Consider the following 19,512-nt stretch of genomic DNA (forward strand, 5'->3'; position numbering starts at 1 on the left):
CGTGCGCTCACGCCTCGACAAGGACGGCGCCCGCAGCTCGCCCGTCTATCGCCAGGATGAAGTCTGCGATGTACTGCAGCAGCTCGACGTCGCGGAGGCGATCCGAGCCGACTCCGCCGGTACGTGGCAGCGGGAGTTGCACGAGCCCAGTCGTTGCCCGGTACTGCGCGCTCGGATAGATCCTCTTGAGCCTGATCTGTTTGGAATCCGGCAGTGCCATAGGCGAGATCTTGAGCTGAGTTCCGGTGACGGCGACTTCCTCCAGTTGGTACTCGCGGCAGAGCAGTCGAAGTTTGGCGACCGAGATCAGTCGTCGAACCTCTTCGGGCAGTGGGCCGTAACGATCGACCAGTTCTTCGACGACGGCAGCGATACCGTCAGAATCCGTCGCGGCCGCGAGCTTGCGGTACCCCTCCAACCTGAGTCTGTCACTGGTGACGTAGTCGGGCGGGATGTGCGCGTCCACCGGCAGGTCGATCCGGACTTCCTTGGTGCCCTCGTCCATCGTGATCGGTTTGCCGTCTGCTGCCGCCCGGAAGGCTTCGACTGCCTCTCCCACTAGCCTCACGTACAGATCGAACCCGACGCCTGCCACGTGGCCGGACTGCTCGGCGCCGAGGACGTTTCCGGCTCCACGAATTTCGAGGTCCTTCATCGCGACTGCCATACCTGCGCCGAGGTCGGAGTTCTGCGAGATCGTTGCCAGTCGGTCGTACGCCGTTTCCGTCAAAGGCTTTTCGGCCGGATACAGGAAATAGGCATATCCGCGTTCGCGACTACGCCCGACCCGTCCGCGCAGCTGATGCAATTGCGAAAGCCCCAGTGAATCCGCACGTTCGACGATCAGCGTGTTCGCGTTCGAGATGTCGAGACCGGTTTCGATGATCGTGGTACAGACCAACACGTCGTAGTCGCGCTCCCAGAAGCCCTGCACGGTCTTTTCGAGAGTGTCCTCGTTCATCTGACCGTGTGCCACGACGACGCGAGCCTCCGGAACGAGTTCGCGGATCTTCTTGGCTGCCTTGTCGATCGAGCTGACGCGGTTGTGCACGTAGAAAACTTGGCCATCGCGCAGAAGTTCACGCCGGATGGCCGCGGCGACTTGCTTGTCCGCATACGCACCGACGTAGGTGAGGATCGGATGACGTTCTTCCGGCGGCGTGAGGATCGTGGACATCTCGCGGATCCCGGCCATGCTCATCTCGAGAGTACGAGGGATAGGGGTAGCCGACATCGTCAAGACGTCGACGTGGGTGCGTAGTGCCTTGATGTGTTCCTTGTGCTCGACTCCGAATCGCTGTTCCTCGTCGACGATCACAAGCCCGAGGTCCTTCCAGCGGATACCGGTCTGCAGCAACCGGTGGGTACCGACGACGATGTCGATCTCACCTTCGGCCATGCCTGCGATGATTTCCTTCGAGTCCTTGGCATCGGTGAAACGGGACAGCCCTCGTACCTTCACCGGGAACGACGCCATTCGTTCGGTGAACGTCTGAAGATGTTGCTGTGCAAGCAAAGTCGTGGGCACCAGCACCGCCACCTGCTTGCCGTCCTGTACTGCCTTGAACGCGGCGCGGACGGCGATCTCCGTCTTGCCGTAACCGACGTCGCCGATCACCACCCTGTCCATCGGAACCGGCTTCTCCATGTCGGCCTTGACCTCGCTGATGACGGTCAACTGGTCGATGGTCTCGGTGAACGCGAATGCGTCTTCGAGTTCCTTCTGCCACGGCGTGTCCGGGCCGAACGCATGCCCGGGGGCCGCCTGACGCGCCGCGTAGAGCTGAACCAACTCGCCCGCGATCTCACGAACCGCCTTGCGGGCCTTGCGCTTGGTGTTTGCCCAGTCGGATCCACCGAGCTTGCTCAGCGCCGGCAACTCTCCACCGACGTACCGGGAGAGTTGATCGAGCGATTCCATCGGGACGAACAGACGATCACCCGGGTGACCACGCTTGCTCGGAGCGTACTCGATGACCAGGTATTCACGACGCGCCCCGCCGATGGTGCGTTCGACCATCTCGACGAACCGGCCGATACCGTGCTGATCGTGCACGACCATGTCCCCTGCCGACAGCGCGAGGGGATCGACCTGATTGCGGCGCTTGGCCGGTAAGCGCTTTCCGTCGCCGACCGCGGCAACACGGTTGCCGGTCAGATCGGACTCTGTGACGATCACCATCCCGGGCGTCGAGTCGTCGCCGGCGAGTACCAAGCCGTCATGCAGCGATCCGCGGAGCACCGCGACCTGTCCACGGGCGGGGGTAGCGCCGGCGTCGAGCATCTTGGCGGGCACTTCGGCTTCACCGAGTCGCTCCACGACGCGGCTTGCCGTTCCGGCACCTGCCACCACGATCGCCGCGCGACCGCCCGTACTCACGTGGGCCCGGAGGCTGACGAACAGCTCGGCCAACAAGTCGTCGGAACCACGTACCTGCGGTGCCGCCTGAACCGGGAGTTCGAGTTCTTCACCATTTCCCGACGCCAGCGGGCTGACCGTCCACCAGGGTCGACCGGCAGCCTCGGCAGATTCGCGAACATGACGAAGCGACCGGTACGCGGAGGCGCCGAGATCGACTCCCCCGCCGTTGAGGATCGACGTGTCGAGCGGTGCCGCGCCGCCGATCGACGCCGCCGTCCACGACGCTTCCAAGAATTCCTGGCCGGTGCGCACCAGGTCGGTGGCGCGGGTGCGCACCTTCTCCGGATCACACAGAAGGATGTGCGCCCCCACGGGAAGGACATCGGAAAGTAGTTGCAGTTCACCAGGTTTGAGAACCGGGAGCAGAGCTTCCATTCCTTCGACGGGGATGCCTGCGGAGATCTTGTCCAGCATCTCGACCAACGACGCGTCAGCCTGATTTTCAGCAGCGAGTGCCGCAGCTCGATCGCGAACATCAGCTGTCAGAATCAGCTCACGACACGGCGGCGCGATCACGGAATCGACGTCGACGTCCGGTAGCGAACGCTGATCGGCAACCGAGAAGTACCGCAGCTCCGATACCTCGTCACCCCAGAATTCGATGCGTACCGGATGATCCGCCGTCGGCGAGAACAGGTCGAGAATGCCGCCGCGGACCGCAAACTCACCACGCTTTCCCACCATGTCGACACGGCTGTACGCCATCTCGACCAGACGTACGAGAACGGAATCGAAATCGATCTCGGTGCCGACGCGCAACGTTATCGGCTCGATCTCGCCCAGACCTGGTGCCATCGGCTGAACGAGAGAGCGCACCGTGGTGACGATCACCCGAAGAGGCGAACCGTACGAGGCGTCGTCTGGTCTGGCGAGTCTGCGCAGTACCTCCACCCGTCGACCGACGGTATCCGCGCTCGGCGACAGTCGCTCGTGCGGCAATGTTTCCCACGACGGGAACTGCGCGACACCTCCACCGAGCATCTCGGTGAGTTCTGACGTCAGGTCGTCGGCTTCGCGACCGGTGGCCGTCACCAGCAGCACTGGCGTCCGAGCGGCAAGAGCAGCAGCGATGAAGGGCCGAGCCGGCTTCGGCGCCACGATGTCCAGAGCGGCCGCGCCGATGGAGTCGATCACTGAAGTGAACGCGGCGTCTGCGAGGGCGACCTCGGCGAGTCCAGCGAGCGCAGTCTGGGCAGAGGACAAGGAAGTCAACGAACGCGCTCCTGAACAGTGATGACGGGTTGCGGACGCACAGCCCGAGCGCAAGATCCCCACCGATGCAGAGTTATGCGCCGGTTCGATTCTATCGGTGCGCGATCTCGAAGCGCAGTCCGATCCGTTCAGTTTCCCTTAGCACTTGTCTTCTTCGACGTCCGCTTGGCCGGTGAAGATTGCGTGGCCGGTGCGCTCGGCGGTGTGACGGCCACGCTGGTGTGAGAGTTGAGCGCCCGGACCCGGCCGATCACCTTCGTTGCCTGGCCGGTTCTCCGTAGACGTACAGTCCTGCGACCGTTCGGCGCGAGGTGGAACCAGGAGTCTTCGGGCTCGAAGCCCTGCAGTTCGAGGGCTACGTATTGGGCGGCAGCATCCGTCGTGACGTCGACGACCCACTCCTCATTCGCGAGGCCTGAAGGTCGGCCGACGCTGCGAGCAGTAGCGACAAGTCCGACCGACCGCTCGAGGGGCCGCGCCGGACCCCCCAGGAGATGAACCACTTCGTCCACCATCTCGCCGTCCTCGTCTTCGAGTGTGACAGTGACGGCGTCGTACGTCCGCGCCCCGAACCGAAAGACGTGGGTGAGGTCGGTGAAACGGCCGACAAGACTGTCCACGGACCAGGTCAGACTTGAATGCGCGTCCACCTTGACAGGTAACGCGACATCGACCGGGACGACACCTGACCGACTGTGTGCTCGAAACCTGATCTCGCCGACGACAGGATTGGCTGTCTCGTTGATCGCGTCGAGCCTCAATCCGTCCATACCGTCGTCCGTGACAAGGAGCGTGATCGGTTTGGCGCTCCGACGGAGCACGAACCACGGAGCCTTGGGGCTCCCGCTCCAATCGAGGACACCCCATCCCGGTCCCGGCTCCAAGTCTCGCAGTGCGAGTGTCAAGGCGCCGTCGCACCGGGAGTCCGGGCGACGCCAGTAGCCGAGCGTCGATGCGAACGCCTCACATACAGCTGCACGCCCCAGGTCGAGATAGCGTTCCGGGTCGGACCACCTGACTTCACGAGGATCTTCGCCGAACAGGGTGTGGACATAGTGATCACGAACATCCTCGAAATCCCACGACGATCCGTTGTCCCGCGGCACCGCAGCTTTCCATGCCGGATGGTGCCCGGCGACGGCGAGTGAACCGAATTCGTTCTCGATCACGGCATTCGACGGTGGAATCGAAAATGCCAGTGATTCGGTCGCAAAACGTACTCGCGCGCTGAGCACGTCGGCCAGTGGACGGCGATAGGCACCGACCCCGAAGTAGTGAGCGACCCCACTTCCGACGTGCGTTGCCAATTGCTCTCCCCCGCGAGGCGCTGAGGGGGACGACGTCACGTACTCGAGTTCAGGTGCCACCGTGGAGATCAGCTCCGGCAGTCTCGAATGAATGAGCGGGATGTTTTGATCGACCAACCCCAGCATGGTCGGCTGCTGTTCGGTCTCGCTGCCCCCGCAGAAGACTGCCAATGCTGGATTTCCACGCACCCTGCGCAGGAACGCGGTGACCTCGGCGGCAACAAGTTCGAAGAATTCGTCGGTATCAGGCGGATCAAGCGTCGCCAACATCATGTCCTGCCACACCAGAATGCCCAGACGCGCGCATTCGTCCCAGAAGTGGTCGCTCTCGTAGACCATCGTTCCCGGGATTCGAATCATGTTCAGACCGGCCTCGGCCAGCCGTACCAACACAAGTGTGGTGTCGGCGTCGCCTTGAAGCGAAATCGGGTCGGTCGGCACCCACACAGAACCACGGCAGTACACCCGGATGCCGTTGACATTCAAACGGAATCCACCATCGGATCTGTCGACTTCCACCGTCCGGAAGCCAACCGAACCGAGGTGCTCGGAGACTCCGTCCGTTTCTATCGTCACCGGATAAGTGCGCGGGGCGCCATGAGTGTGCGGCCACCACAACTGCGCGTCCGGCACTTCGACGATGCCGGACACCTCGAGGAATCCGTCCGGCCCGGTAGCCGTAGCGAATTGTTCCGAGTGTTCGCCGACGCGTACGGTGACGTACTCCAGCGCGACCGGCAATCCGGTGAGCCGAGCACTGACGGCAACGCGACCTGTTGTGCCGTGGATACTCGCGTGCTTGACAGCAGAGACGACGGCCGCAACTCCCCTGTCCAACAACCGGATACCTCGCCACGGACCCACTGGCACCGGCACACCACTGAATACGGGAGCCATACCGAGCATCGTGGTTCGGATCCACCGAAGACCCTGTTCGCGGACCATCGACGAGCGCCAACGCCCTCGTGGGCGCCTCGATCTCAAAGTCGCGGAGAGGGAATGAAAATGAACAGCCACCTGGACACGTTTGCCTGCGCCGACTCCGGCCGGAATGCTCACTTCCCCAGGCGTGAACATGGATTGAGTGGACGCGACGAGGACGCCGTCGATCCAGACGTCGGCAAACGCCGTCACACCGTCGAACTGGAGCAGCCACGACCCCTCACCGGTCGTAGCCACGGTAGTCACGAACCACCAGTCCGAGGCTGAAACAGACGACGCTGAAACAGACGATGCTGCACCAGGCTTTGCGCGTCCGGCATCGGATTGCGCCTCACGCAACGCGCCGGCGGCTGTTCCCGGCACGGGCGCTGTCATCCACTCGGCCGCGGTTTCGAGGGCATCCGGAGCGGTCACGGACCCGGGTTCGGTTGCAGCGCATCGCCATATCGCGCCGGCCAGCAGGTCTGCTGACGAGCGAGGCACTGTTAGACCAACCTCAGGTGTCGATGCGAGTCGACGCCGACTGTGTCGGCAACGACGTCCATCGCCCTCTTCCACGACACGGCCATCTCGTCGAGTTGCTCACGTGGGTCGACCGCGCGACCCCTGGCGGCGCGTGCCATCTGAAACTGCACGCTCTTCGCCCCGGACGCCACTTTGCGGAAATCCGGCGCAGCCTCGACTATCCCGGAGAAACCTGCAGTCTCCAAAAACTCGCTGGCGTCGGCCGCCAGCTCCGCGCTGGCACCGCACTGACGAAGTAGCCCGAAGGACCAGAGGTGATAAGCATCCATGCCCGCCCCCTGCACCCATTCGAGGTCGTCGATCACCCTGCGGCCCAACTCTCGTACGGGATTACCCGCCGCTCGAACCGCTACATTCCGCCGAGCCACTTCGGCGATGTTTCCGGCGTTGGTCGCGTGAACCGGATTGAGCCGGATCTGCTCGACGTAGGGCACGAACGAAGGAAGTGAGGAACGATCGAGGTCGAAAACGCCGGAAAAGTCCTCACCTCGCAACATGTAGTACCCGCTGTTGTGGAAGTACTCGAGTTCGCCGGCGACGCGATCGATCCGATTGGGCACGATCGTAGTTTTGGTGTGCCCCTCGTGATAACTCGTTCCGAGAGTGTCGGGAAGCCAGTATCCGTCCACCTCGACCGTCGACAGCATCCCGACCGCGAGGTTGTCCTCGACATGGATCAGCGGTGCCCGCCAGACGTTCATCTCGGCGACTTCGATTCCGTACAGCGCGTAGATGTCCTCCGCCTTGAGCTTGAGGAACGTCCACTGAGTCCCGTCGAACCGCGACGAGAAGGCACACGCCAATGCCGGGACGGGGTCCAATCCCAGCGAATGCAACACTTCGATCCACAGATCCGTGTAGCAGTTGGTCTGCGCCCACACCCGGTCGTCCTGGTGCAACGCGTGTGGCCGGTAGCGATCAGGTGAAATATCGACGAGACGTGACATCAGATGCCCATTCGCTCACGAACGGAAGTTGGCCACGTAGCCACATCAAGACCATGAGTCCGCAACAGGGACAACGCTATTCGCTCCATCCCGAAGCCGACGCACGAGCTGTGCGCCACCTCGCCCTCCGCTGTCCGGATGTCGAAGTTGACACCGAAATGGTCGAGATGGTTGTTCGAGGACACGATGGCCGTGCCCTCGTCGAGATCTCCGTAGAGCCGAACCGTCAGTTCCGTCTTGAGATTCTCTTCACGCTGGTTAGCTGCAAGCATCTTTCCGGCGCGCCCGAAGAAGGGATCATTGGCGATCACCGGGGTGGCGTCGAGCTCGAGCAGGCCGAGCACCTCGAGTCCCCGCTCGATCCAGTGCTCGCGATGCGCTCGCGCTGCTGCGGCATCACCGATCGTCACGAACTCGTGCATCCGAAACGCTTGCATACGAGCCGGGTCGATCGCCGGTTCGTGCCGGAAGCAAAAACCGTAGATGTCCAGCAGTACCCCACCTTCGGGGAGAACTCCGGTATACCGCGCATAGGCGGGATGGCACGCAGCGGACACGAGCATGGTCTCGGTCGGTTCGAGATGGCGATCCCACGATTGCCCATCGGCGCGATCGGCCAGCAGTCGCGCGTGATCGCGATTGGAACCGGCGAAGGTGTTGATGGCGCCGGTAAGGTTGGGAAACGAAGCGATGTAGTCGGTGCGCTCGAAACTGCTCCGCGGGAACACCGGCGGGAACCGCAGGCGGGTCGCAGCTGCGCCTGGCCCCGCTGCAACCACGACGCGATCAATGCCGTCGACGATGTCCTCGAACACACCGGAACGCCCGTAGAGTCCCGGTACTTCCGTCTCTACGAGAAGCCCTTCGACAAGCAGTTCGCGTTGAAATGCAGCTCGAGCCCGATCCAGATCGGTTTCGGTTGTCGCTGTTTCGGTTGTCACAGTCTCGGTTGTCATAGCGTTCCCCGGTATCCGATAGCCATGTGAGCTGAACCTGCCATGATTCGATCGTTGTTCACCATCACCGCTGCGCCGTGCGCATCACGAAGGTGGCGGCCGAGCGAGAATTCGGTGTCCTCGCGATATCCGGAGATTCCGCAGATCAACATTGTCTGCCCCACGATTTCCACCACCGCGGTGGAGGTAGTGACCTTCAGATTGTTCATCGCGAGCGAAAAACCCACCGCGCCCGTCGCCTCGAAATCGGCAGCGCCTTCCTCAGCGTGGACTGCGCGGTCGTACCTACGCGCAGAAGCGTCCACGAGATCGGCGAATTGTTGTGCCGAAGCAGCAACTTCGGCGAGACGCAGCGCTCCGGGCGAAGTGACTCCGGGCTGCTTGCGGGCGGCGGCACGCACGTACTTGCGCGCCTTCTCGACTGCCGCGTCGGCAATTCCCAACCACACCGAACTCCAGACGACGTGCGAGACCGGGAGCATCGTATGGGTGGAGATATCGGAATACGGTACGTCGGCGACCATCTCGGGTGTCGAGGTGGCCCGAAGGATGTAACCCAGGCTGCAAGTTCCCCTCAGCCCCAGCGTGTTCCACTCGGTGGTGCGTTCGAGCGTCAGGTCTGGGGTGCGACACACCACGAGAACCTGATCGTTGGGCTGGCTCTCCGGCGTTCGTCGAGCCGTCACGACTATCGCGTCGGAATGCTCACCGTACGAAATGACGGGCGCATTCTTGATCAGTAGTAGATGACCACCCAAATCTTCTACGGCGCAGTAACTCCGGCTGACGTCACCACCGATTCCCAGCTCGGTAGTCGCCGATGCCAACAGCAATTGCTTGTCGACAGTTTCTTCGACGAACGCGCGGAGCGCTTCGGTATTGCCATGCTTGACCAGCGAGTAGATCTGCGTCTGATGCATCGCAAAAATCATTCCGCTTGCTGCACAGCGTGTTCCGATCACGCGGGCGATCTGCGACACCTCCTGCAGCGAGAGCCCTTCGCCGCCGAGTTCCCTCGGTACCGCGACGGACAGCAGCCTTTCGCTTCGCATGGCGTCGACGGCTTCACGCGGAAACCGTGCCTCCGCATCAACTTCGTCGGCCCACACCGCTGCAACTTCGTCGGCTAACCGTACGGCCCGCTCGAGAGCCGTCCCGGTGGAGCACTGCGATTGCGGAGCGTTCATGCAGCACCCAACTCTGCCAACGCACCCTCGATCGCCTTGACGCTCGCGAAAGTACTCTTCCGCAACAATTCGTCCGGAAACTCGATGTCGAACGAATCCTCCAGCGCCAACATGACATTCACGCTCGCGTGCGATGTCAACCCCAACTCGTAAAGATCGGCCTCTCCGTCGATCGTGCTCACGTCGACTGCCAGCCGACCGTGCTCGACGAGCACTTTCCGAATTGCCTGATCAATCATCAGCGATGTCGTCCTTCTTTTCGATGCGAGCGCCCGAGCGCGTTGCGATCACCATTGCGATGGCCACGTCCGCTTCGTGCGAGATAGATACTTGAAAGTCGTGCAGATCCTGGGCCCGCGCGAGTTCCGCGGCATTGCCGGACAGAGTCACCCCACAACCACCCCACTCGGCCCGAGTGATTTCGATGGATGTCCACGGAACGGGAACGTCACCCGGCCTGAGCACCTTCACAACGGCCTCTTTGGCCGCGAAACGCGCAGCCAGTCGTTGATCCCGCGCCGGCCCGGCGCACGTCTGCAATTCATGAGGAGTGAAGGTCCGATCGAGATACCTCCGCCCGAAGAGGTCGATACTTCGAGTGACATCCACCACGTTCACGACGTCACAGCCGATCCGCGGACCGATGTCGAGCATCGGCGTCGGTGCAGTGTCACCCATCTTCTGACTCCCCCCTTTGGGGTCGTACACGCCGGGCAGCCCCCTATGCTGCCCGGTGCGCCGACGCCGTCACCCTGCCCTGACAAACCTGCATACTCAGCAATTCTTCAGCTACCGGTAGAACATACCGCAATCCGAAGATAGTCGGCAAGATCGGACTTCCAGATTCCCATCAACACTATAAACATACTCTCAGTTTGTTTCGAATGCAGAACAAAGAGAACAATCTCCCTACCAGGACATTTCCAACAAATTGATCAAAGGAGCGTGCGGAGAGCTCGTGCTTTCAGTGATCGCTGGCGAGACGTCGCGCTGCGAATTGTCTGAAGTACTCCACTTTGGATTCCGGGACCACGATCGGAAGTATCAGGTTCCACGATGCCTTCATCGAGTCCGAAAGCTCACGAACAGTCCCGGTCGCCGCTGCCATCAGCCGAACTCCGGACGCCACTTCCAACAGGAAACGAGCGATATCGGCAGAATCCGCGTCCGAACGCAGATCACCTTCGTCGGCCGCGCGGCTGGCAAGTTCGCGGTAAATGTCGAGCCAGACGTCCAGCGTTGCCGGCCCGGATCCCCGATAGTCCCCGATCTCGACCAGCAAGCGGAAGGTCGCACGAACCATTGCGTCGTGCGCACCGATGTCGACGATGACGGACGAGATACCGATCAACGACTCGAGTGCGGGAGTGCGACGGTCCAACCAGAGTTCACATTTCGCGTCGAAACGTGCCGAACCCTCGTCGATCACCGCGCGCGCGAGTTCTTCCTTGGACCCGAAATGGAAGTACAGGGCACCTTTAGTCACCTGTGATTCGGCGATGATCTCGCTCAAGCTGGCATTGGCATAGCCCAGGCGCAAGAACACCCCCGCTGCTCCGCGCAGCACCGAATCACGGGTGGCTTCTGCCCGCTCTTGCCTCACCATCGATCCGGCCTCCAATCACCACACATCGAACGAATCCTTGGTCTTACCCGTTCACAGCGTCAAAATGGAAGGCACGGTTCGGCATTCAACCCACCCTGCAAACAAATGAGACATTTGCCCATCAAACGATCGTGATACAGCGAACACAGCTTAGACCGCGATCCATCTCTGCGTGGCAGGCGCGCCTGGTTAACCCTCCAATTGTGGGTCGGCTTCCAGATTCGTCAGGCCATTCCAGCACAAATTCACGAGGTGAGCCGCGACGACTTCCTTCGACGGAGTCCGTTCGTCGAGCCACCACGTAGCCGTCGTGGACACCATGCCGACGAGCGCCTGGGCGTACATCGTTGCTAGTCCGGGGTCGAAACCACGTCTGGAGAAGTCCCCGGCCAGCAGGTAGCCCACCTGACTGATCGCGTCGTTGAGCAAGCTCGAATACGTCCCACTCGGAGCGACAACGGACGAATCGCGCACGAGTATCCGAAATCCGTCAGTGTGCTCTTCCACGTAGGTGAGCAAAGCCAACGCAACCCGCTCGACTCGAACTCTCGAGCGATTTTGAGAGAGCGACGAAGTGATCATTTCGAGAAGCCGCGACATCTCCCGGTCCACTACGACGGCGTACAGCCCCTCCTTGCCGCCGAAGTGCTCGTACACGACCGGCTTGGACACGTTCGCTCGCTGGGCGATCTCCTCGATCGAGGTCGCCTCGTATCCCCGTTCGGCGAACAGTGCCCGCCCGATCTCGATCAGTTGTTGCCGACGTTGGGTACCGGTCATCCGGATCCGTGTCGCTCGTTCGGGAACTGGATCCCCGCCACCCGAACCGGACACCGTCGCCATTGTCTTCCTCTCGCCGACACACAAATTACTGCTGTGGACGCTCAGCCTATCGGGACTTCGGGGGCCAAATCGGAGGAGCGGTTCGACCTACGACGGGTCGGCATGCGATTATTCTTTCGCGCGTTCGGCCGCAAGGCTCGGCAATGCGTGGCAATCCGCCGTGGTGTAATGGCAGCACCTCTGATTTTGGTTCAGATAGTTCAGGTTCGAGTCCTGGCGGCGGAGCTGGTGAACAACATGCGTTTTCCGAGCGAAAATGCATGTCTTGATCGACAGTTTGATCGACAGAGGGAGCTCAAACCAGTGCAGACCGCCGTGATCGTTCTCGCAGCGGGTGCCGGTACACGAATGAAGTCGAAGACTCCCAAGGTCCTCCACACTCTCGCCGGACGCAGCATGCTGGCACATTCGCTTCACGCGGCAACCGCACTGAACCCCACGCACCTGGTGACCGTCGTCGGTCACGATCGTGAGCGTGTCACCGAAGCGGTCAGCGCAGTCGCCGGCGAACTGGGCCGCCCTGTCACCGTCGCCGTTCAGGACGAGCAGAAGGGCACCGGGCACGCCGTCAGTTGCGGACTCGAGGGTCTGCCGGCCGACTTCGCCGGAACCGTACTCGTCACAGCCGCCGACGTGCCCCTGCTCGACGGCAAGACCATCGCAGACCTCCTCGCTCAGCACACCGCCGCCCCTGCGGCCGCGGTCACGGTGTTGACGTCGACGGCGCTCGACCCCACCGGCTACGGTCGGATCCTTCGTACGACGGACGGCGAGGTCAACGCCATCGTCGAGGAGAAGGAAGCCACCGATTCGCAGCGCTCGATCACCGAGGTCAATTCAGGTGTCTACGCCTTCGACTTCGAGACTCTGCGTGACGCGCTGGCGTCTCTCGACTCCAACAACGCACAGCACGAGTTCTATCTCACCGATGTGATCATGATCGCCCGTCGGGCGGGCAAGCGTGTTCGTGCGCAGCACATCGCGGATTCGGTTCTCGTCGCGGGCGCCAACGACCGCGTGCAGCTCTCGACACTTGCCCGCGAGATGAACCGTCGAATCCTCGAGACGTGGATGCGTGCCGGCGTCACCGTCGTTGATCCCGCGAGCACGTGGATCGATTGTGACGTGCGAATCGCACAGGACGTGACGCTCCTGCCGGGAGTTCAGTTGACCGGCACGACATCGGTGGGCGAAGACGCCGTGATCGGCCCGGACACCACCTTGGACAATGTCAGCGTCGGGGAGCGCGCGGTGGTCGTCCGCTCGCACGGGACCGACTCCGTGATCGGCGCGGACGCAAACGTCGGGCCGTTCGCCTACCTCCGGCCGAACACCCGTCTCGGTGACCACGGCAAGATCGGCGCCTACGTGGAAACCAAGAACGCCGACATCGGCGAACATTCGAAGATTCCGCATCTTACCTACGTCGGCGACGCCACCATCGGCCATCACAGCAACATCGGGGCTTCGAGCGTCTTCGTCAATTACGACGGGGTGAACAAGAGCCGTACTGTGGTGGGGTCGCACGTACGAACAGGCTCCGACACCATGTTCGTCGCCCCTCTCGTCGTGGGAGACGGTGCTTACACGGGTGCCGGCACGGTCTTGAAGAACGACGTACCGCCTGGGGCGCTTGCCGTCTCGGGTGGAGCGCAGCGCAACATCGAGGGTTGGGTCCAGAAAAATCGACCCGGAACCCCTGCAGCCGACGCCGCTGCAGCGGCTGCGCAACCTGACAGCCCTGCAACAACCTGACAGCCCCTGCACAACCAGACAGCCCTGCACGACCAGACAGCACAGATCACCACCAGATCGACCGGCAAGTACAAAAGGATGGCATGAACCAGTGACTGCGAATTGGATCGACAACCAGAAGAACCTGATGTTGTTCTCGGGTCGCGCACATCCCGAGTTGGCGGAGCAGGTGGCGAAGGAACTCGACATCAGCGTCACCCCGCAGACCGCGCGCGACTTCGCGAACGGTGAGATCTTCGTTCGATTCGAAGAGTCGGTTCGCGGCTCCGACGCGTTTGTCCTGCAGAGTCATCCGGCACCGCTGAACACGTGGGTGATGGAGCAGCTCATCATGATCGACGCTCTCAAGCGTGGGTCGGCAAAGCGCATCACTGCCGTTCTTCCGTTCTACCCGTACGCCCGCCAGGACAAGAAGCACCGCGGACGCGAGCCGATCTCCGCTCGCCTGATCGCAGACCTGCTCAAGACTGCCGGCGCGGATCGCATCATCACGGTCGACCTGCATACCGATCAGATCCAGGGCTTTTTCGACGGCCCCGTCGATCACATGCACGCACACAGCCAGTTGGCCAACCACATTCGCGCGGGATACAACCTCGAGAACATCACGGTGGTCTCCCCGGACTCGGGCCGCGTTCGTGTTGCCGAGAAGTGGGCCGACTCGCTTGGCGGAGCACCGCTGGCGTTCATTCACAAGACGCGCGATCCGTTGGTGCCCAACCAGGTCAAGTCCAACCGCGTCGTCGGTGATGTCGAAGGTCGCACCTGCATCCTGATCGACGACATGATCGACACGGGCGGAACGATCGCCGGCGCGGTCAAGGTGCTCAAGGAGGCCGGTGCGGGTGACGTCGTCATCGCCGCAACCCACGGCGTCCTTTCCGACCCTGCGGCCGAGCGTCTGTCGACGTGTGGTGCGAAGGAAGTTGTTGTCACCAATACACTTCCGATCGACGAGTCGAAGAAGTTCCCGACGCTGACGGTGCTGTCCATCGCACCGCTGCTGGCTCGCACCATCAAGGAAGTTTTCGAGAACGGTTCTGTGACTTCGCTGTTCAACGGCAGCGCCTAGTCTTCCGCCGCACTACGGGCGCGTACCTGTGACTTCACTGTCACCGGTACGCGCCCGTAGTCGTCTTCGCGAACCCCACGAAAACAGACCACGCGGTCATCATGAAACCACCTGTGCGACACACGAATACCAGAAAATGCGGCAAACAGCATGATCTTGATCACGCCCGCGTCGAGAAACCCAGGTCGATGTTGGGGCGGTGTTCACCGCGCCGCAATCTTCGCCTAGTGTGGCTCGTCGTGATCGACGCGCAAACCCTGGAATCCCGGCCCGAATCTCATTCTCTGAATTCATCAGTTCCGACGATCCGGCGGTGGCGCCCAGGATCTTGTGTCTGGTGCGGAGACGACAACTCCGTGGACATGTTCCGCAACGAACCCCGCTGTGGAAAATGCCGTGAAAACGAAGGCATCATCGACGACGCCAAGCGCTTCCTCGGGATGTACGGTCTGCGCCCGCTCGGCGGCACGCTGCAGTCCGACGACGACGAAGAGCGCGAGTACCGCGTCAACGCACGCGAGGCACGCCGAGTCCTGAACGAGATCCGCATGGACGTCCTTCCCGATGCGGCCGCTGTTCGCAAGGCAATTCGGCCCCGCGCCGCAACGGTTGTCGCCGACGCGTCACCCGCGCGGGCTTCTCGCCCCTCCAGCACGGGCACAGCGACGCGCGTTGCCGCTCCGGTCAAGACGGACACCGTGGACATCGACACGCTCCAGACGCGCGTCCTAGGGCTTCTCGATCAGCTCGGTTCGATCGACGAGCAGATCAAGGTCGCCGAACTCGCACAGGGGTTGCCGGCTCGCGCACGACTGAGCGATCTGAACAAGCAGAAGGCCACGGTTCTTCGCACCCTGGCCGCTCTCGAGAAGGCCCGCATCGCCGCCTCCAACTAATTCTCCTCGCGTCCATCCCACGGCCCCGTCTCACTTGCGAGACGGGGCCGTTCTGTATGAGCAGGTACCTTTACGAATCGTGAATGACATCACCATCACTTTTGTCGTGCTTGCACTGGTCGTGGCGCTGTTCGTAATCGGCCGAATCCCGGTCGGCATCATCGCGATCGGCACTGCCCTGGCGCTGTACGCCGCCGGTGTGATCACGATGGAGCAGGCGCTCGCCGGATTCGGCGATCCCACGGTGGTGTTCATCGCCGCGCTTTTTGTCGTCAGCGAGGCCCTCGACGCCACCGGCGTCACGACCTGGGCGGGTGAGAAACTGCTGGCGAAAGTCGGTGAATCCCGAGTCCGTCTCGTGAGTGCGATCATGTTGCTGGTTGCTGCGTTGACCGCCTTGATCAGTGTCAACGGGGCCGTAGCCGCACTGGTACCGATGGTGGTCGTCTTGGCGGTGCGTCTGGGTAAATCGACGTCACAACTGCTTCTCCCGTTGGCATTTGCCGCCCATGCCGGATCGATGCTCACCTTGACCGGAACGCCGGTCAACATCATCGTTTCCGAAGCAGCCGAAGAATCCGGGGCCGGCGCGTTCGGGTTCTTCAGTTTTACTTTGGTCGGTGCGCCGCTGGTGCTGGGAACTATTGCGATCGCCGTGCTTCTCGGGCCCCACGTCCTCCCACATCGTGCGGGGACGTCCATGTCACCTGATCTGAGTCGGCACGCCAAAACCCTCGCGAAGCAATATCGCCTCATGGGCACCGATGCCCCGTCCGCCGAACCCTTGATCACCAAGTACGACGGTGTGGTCGAAGTGATCATCCCGCCGCGCTCGGAAATGATCGGCGACAGGGCTTTTCCGGGCATGGTGACCGACAGCGGAGATCTGGTGATACTCGCAGTCCAGCGCGCCGGTGAGGACTGCGGCCCCAAGGGCGTCAAGTTGGCGGCCGGTGACACGCTTCTCCTGCAAGGCAGCTGGGACGATCTCGACACCCACACCGCAGTCGATCCGAACTTCCTTGTGGTCGACGCACCTGCTCAGATCCGTAAGCAAGCAGCACCGTTGGGAACCCGCGCAGTCATCGCCCTCGTCGTCGTCGCGGCGATGGTCGTGTTACTGACCTTCGGATTGGTGCCGTCGGCGATAGCCGGACTCCTCGCTGCGTGTGCGATGGTGCTGCTGAGAGTCATCAGCGTGGAGCAGGCACATCGGTCCATCTCGTGGACCACGTTGATTCTCGTCGGCGGAATGATCCCGCTCTCGACCGCGATCCAGCAGACCGGCGCAGCCGAAAAACTCGCTCATGCCTTCGTCGACGTCGTCGGCGGTGCTAGCCCCTATGTCGTTGTCGCCGGACTGTTTGTCGTGACGGCGACTCTGGGTCAGCTGATCAGCAACACCGCGACCGCCTTGATCATCACGCCGATCGCCATCTCGGTAGCAGGCGAACTCGACATTTCGGTGCTGCCCCTTCTGATGACGGTCACCGTCGCTGCCGCGGCTTCCTTCCTGACGCCCGTAGCCACTCCCGCGAACATGATGGTGATGGGCCCTGGTGGGTACAAGTTCGGCGACTACTGGAAGCTCGGGCTCCCGATGTTGTTGTGGTTCCTGGTAGTTGCGACCGTGTTGATCCCAGTGATCTGGAGTTTCTGATGTGCTCCCCGAAGGTGTTGTCGGAGGTCTACGAATCGATCGGACGAGAAGGCAGGAAGGTCAGCCGACGATCGATGTTCGCGGCGCTCGGCTCTACGGCGCTAGGCGCAACCGTCGTGGCCGGCGCGGTGCAGCCCACTGCGTCGGCAGCGCCGGCGGGTCAGACCATCGTCGATCTGACGCACGTGCTGACGCCCGATTTCCCGGTGTGGCCGGGCGCGCGCTCGTTCGAGATGAGGAACCTGGCGAAGATCGCCGACGCCGGCGGGTCTCTGGGCTCGCTCGGGTCCGCTGGTTTCGGCGGAAACTTCTACCTCAACGAACTCCGTCTCGAGGAACACACCGGTACTCACATCGACGCGCCTGCTCACGCCAGTGCGGACGGAATCACCGTCGAGAAGATTCCGGTTGCCGACCTCGTCGTACCGATTGCGGTCATCGACATCAGTGCCCGAGCCTCCGTCGACCCTGACACACTGCTCACCCGCCAGGACGTCCTCGACTGGGAAACCCTCCACGGGACGATCGCTCCCCGCAGCCTGGTGGCGATGAACTCAGGCTGGGATACCCGGGCCGGTGCCGGTGGAGCCTTCACGAATCGAGATGCACTCGGCGTGCAGCACACACCGGGATTCGCCCCCGAGGCGATCGACTTTCTCGTCCGCGAGCGCGACATCGTCGCCGTGGGCTCGGACACCCTCAGCATCGACGCGGGCCGAAGCACGACCCACGGGGCCCACCGAAGCGCCTTGGGCTCAGGAAAGTACGCGGTCGAAGCCCTTGCAAACCTGTCCGCACTTCCAGCCGTCGGCGCTACCGTGATGGTGGGAGCGCCGACGCATGCTGGTGGCTCTGGTGGTCCGTGCCGGGTTATCGCCTGGTACTGACGGATGACTGAGGTTTACGGCGTGGGTGTCACCCGGAGCACCTTGTCACCTGTTCCGTTGTCCGTGGTCACCAGGAGCGAGCCGTCCGCCGTCGGAGTCACCGAGCGCAAGCGCCCGAACTGGTTCACCAATCCGAAGGTCTGAGCGTCGACCGAACGGCCGTCGGCACTGAGGCGGAGGAAGATCAGTTCCTTGCTCTTGAGGCCACCCATTACGAGCGCACCGTCCCAGGCACCCCATGCAGCTCCACCGGTGAAGGCAGCGCTGGCGGTAGCCAACGTGGAGCTACCCGAACGCCACACCGCCGCAATTGCTCCCGGCACTCGCACCGGGTCGGTCATCGGCACGGATTCGTCGTACGTTCCGGGAAGCCGATCCGGGCGGTAGCCGTAATTTCCGCCGGGGGTAAGCAGGTTGACTTCGTCGTCGACGCTCGTGCCCTGTTCAACCGAGTACACCCGGCCGGTTCCGGGTTGCACGGCCAAACCTTGCACGTTGCGGTGCCCGAGCGTGTAGACGGGGCTGCCTGCATTCGGATTTCCCGCCGCCGGAGTTCCGTCGGCGTTGATGTGCAAGACCTTGCCGCCCAGCGAATTCGGATCCTGCGGAACGCTCGGCGTCGCGGTGTCACCCGTTCCGACGAACAGCGTTCCGTCCTGGGCCGCAAGAATTCGGCAACCCCCGTGACGCCCGGACGAGACCGGGATTCCTGGCAATACAGTTCCGGTTCGCGTCAGTGCGGTCCATCCGGCGTCGACGGTCCACGAGATCACTCGAACGTCCGTGACTCCCCCGGCGCTGAATCCCTGACAGGTGTACAGGGTGCGCGATTGAGCGAAATCGCGGGCAAGCGCAATGCCCATGAGGCCGGTTTCGGACTGCGCGTAGAGATCCGAAAGGTCAGCAGCGACTGGACCTGTCGTGTTGTCGCCTCGGCGAACGAAGAATCCGCCGGATCGTTGTCCGGTCAGGATTGCACCGTCCGGGGCCGCCACTACGTCCCAGGGGTGGTCGAGTCCGTCGACCAGTGTGGTGACCGACAACTGCGGGAGGGTGTCCTCGATGGGGATGTCCGGGTCTTCACCGCCCAGCGACCCTGTACTTCCGTTGCCGAAACTGCCGGGGTCGAAGGGGAAGGGTTGGGCCACGCTCTGCGTTACCGGCATCACCAGTACTGCAGTCAAGGCCACGGTCAATGCGGCGAGCTTCGGATGACGCACGCGTTCTCCTCGGGTCGGAAACCGTTCTGCGCCTCACTATAAACAGACAAATCGGTCTGCGCTGCCGGAACCGAG

Annotated in this window: 15 protein-coding genes and 1 tRNA gene; 6 read left to right on the forward strand and 10 right to left on the reverse strand. The window is 62.4% G+C overall.

Annotated elements, in window-relative coordinates; all coding sequences use genetic code 11:
* Nucleotides 1-7: 7 nt before the first annotated feature.
* The 9 genes from mfd to ACWF6P_RS23175 all read right to left on the reverse strand — a co-directional run bounded on the left by mfd (nt 8) and on the right by ACWF6P_RS23175 (nt 11,947).
* Entirely contained in the window at nt 8-3,634 is a 3,627-nt protein-coding gene (gene mfd, locus ACWF6P_RS23135; RefSeq protein ID WP_452622659.1) for a transcription-repair coupling factor, read from the reverse strand.
* A 128-nt stretch (nt 3,635-3,762) separates the two neighbouring features.
* On the reverse strand, nt 3,763-6,366 hold the full coding sequence (locus tag ACWF6P_RS23140) for a glycosyl hydrolase 2 galactose-binding domain-containing protein (RefSeq protein WP_452622660.1): 2,604 nt from the start codon (nt 6,364-6,366) through the stop codon (nt 3,763-3,765).
* Nucleotides 6,367-6,368: 2 nt separating this feature from the next.
* The gene (locus ACWF6P_RS23145; protein WP_378446494.1) at nt 6,369-7,355 is read right to left on the reverse strand and encodes a DUF1839 family protein; all 987 of its coding nucleotides are present in this window, start codon (nt 7,353-7,355) and stop codon (nt 6,369-6,371) included.
* Complete coding sequence (locus ACWF6P_RS23150; RefSeq protein WP_452622661.1) at nt 7,355-8,311, reverse strand: amino acid--[acyl-carrier-protein] ligase; 957 nt, start codon at nt 8,309-8,311, stop codon at nt 7,355-7,357. Before ACWF6P_RS23150 ends, ACWF6P_RS23145 begins: the two co-directional genes overlap by 1 nt.
* Nucleotides 8,308-9,498: an acyl-CoA dehydrogenase family protein gene (locus tag ACWF6P_RS23155; protein WP_452622662.1), complete on the reverse strand. Its 1,191-nt coding sequence runs from the start codon at nt 9,496-9,498 to the stop codon at nt 8,308-8,310. The genes ACWF6P_RS23150 and ACWF6P_RS23155 overlap by 4 nt, the downstream gene beginning before the upstream one ends.
* Nucleotides 9,495-9,737, reverse strand: a complete 243-nt coding sequence (locus ACWF6P_RS23160; protein ID WP_283301892.1) for an acyl carrier protein — start codon at nt 9,735-9,737, stop codon at nt 9,495-9,497. Before ACWF6P_RS23160 ends, ACWF6P_RS23155 begins: the two co-directional genes overlap by 4 nt.
* A complete protein-coding gene (locus ACWF6P_RS23165) occupies nt 9,730-10,176 on the reverse strand; it encodes a holo-ACP synthase (RefSeq protein ID WP_452622663.1) in 447 nt (148 codons plus the stop codon). The genes ACWF6P_RS23160 and ACWF6P_RS23165 overlap by 8 nt, the downstream gene beginning before the upstream one ends.
* 286 nt (nt 10,177-10,462) lie before the next feature.
* Nucleotides 10,463-11,104 carry a ScbR family autoregulator-binding transcription factor gene (locus ACWF6P_RS23170; RefSeq protein WP_003946317.1) on the reverse strand — a complete coding sequence of 214 codons (642 nt, stop codon included), beginning with the start codon at nt 11,102-11,104 and terminating at the stop codon, nt 10,463-10,465.
* A 189-nt stretch (nt 11,105-11,293) separates the two neighbouring features.
* Nucleotides 11,294-11,947: a TetR/AcrR family transcriptional regulator gene (locus ACWF6P_RS23175; protein ID WP_095972137.1), complete on the reverse strand. Its 654-nt coding sequence runs from the start codon at nt 11,945-11,947 to the stop codon at nt 11,294-11,296.
* A gap of 154 nt (nt 11,948-12,101) precedes the next feature.
* On the opposite strand from ACWF6P_RS23175, the gene ACWF6P_RS23180 reads away from it, so the two are divergent.
* The 6 genes from ACWF6P_RS23180 (at nt 12,102) to ACWF6P_RS23205 (ending at nt 18,217) form a co-directional block, all read left to right on the forward strand.
* A tRNA-Gln gene (locus ACWF6P_RS23180) sits at nt 12,102-12,172 on the forward strand.
* A gap of 78 nt (nt 12,173-12,250) precedes the next feature.
* Nucleotides 12,251-13,702: a bifunctional UDP-N-acetylglucosamine diphosphorylase/glucosamine-1-phosphate N-acetyltransferase GlmU gene (gene glmU / locus ACWF6P_RS23185; RefSeq protein ID WP_452622664.1), complete on the forward strand. Its 1,452-nt coding sequence runs from the start codon at nt 12,251-12,253 to the stop codon at nt 13,700-13,702.
* A gap of 91 nt (nt 13,703-13,793) precedes the next feature.
* Nucleotides 13,794-14,774, forward strand: coding sequence for a ribose-phosphate diphosphokinase (locus ACWF6P_RS23190; protein ID WP_020970292.1), 981 nt, complete (start codon nt 13,794-13,796; stop codon nt 14,772-14,774).
* Nucleotides 14,775-15,013: 239 nt separating this feature from the next.
* A complete protein-coding gene (locus tag ACWF6P_RS23195) occupies nt 15,014-15,670 on the forward strand; it encodes a hypothetical protein (RefSeq protein ID WP_349307339.1) in 657 nt (218 codons plus the stop codon).
* A 79-nt stretch (nt 15,671-15,749) separates the two neighbouring features.
* On the forward strand, nt 15,750-17,330 hold the full coding sequence (locus tag ACWF6P_RS23200; RefSeq protein ID WP_452622665.1) for an SLC13 family permease: 1,581 nt from the start codon (nt 15,750-15,752) through the stop codon (nt 17,328-17,330).
* Nucleotides 17,330-18,217, forward strand: a complete 888-nt coding sequence (locus tag ACWF6P_RS23205; protein WP_452622666.1) for a cyclase family protein — start codon at nt 17,330-17,332, stop codon at nt 18,215-18,217. Before ACWF6P_RS23200 ends, ACWF6P_RS23205 begins: the two co-directional genes overlap by 1 nt.
* Before the next feature lie 14 nt (nt 18,218-18,231).
* Here the strand turns inward: ACWF6P_RS23205 and ACWF6P_RS23210 are convergent, their stop codons facing one another.
* A complete protein-coding gene (locus ACWF6P_RS23210; protein WP_452622667.1) occupies nt 18,232-19,437 on the reverse strand; it encodes a PQQ-dependent sugar dehydrogenase in 1,206 nt (401 codons plus the stop codon).
* Nucleotides 19,438-19,512 lie beyond the last annotated feature (75 nt).

Source organism: Rhodococcus sp. NPDC055024 (assembly GCF_053608585.1).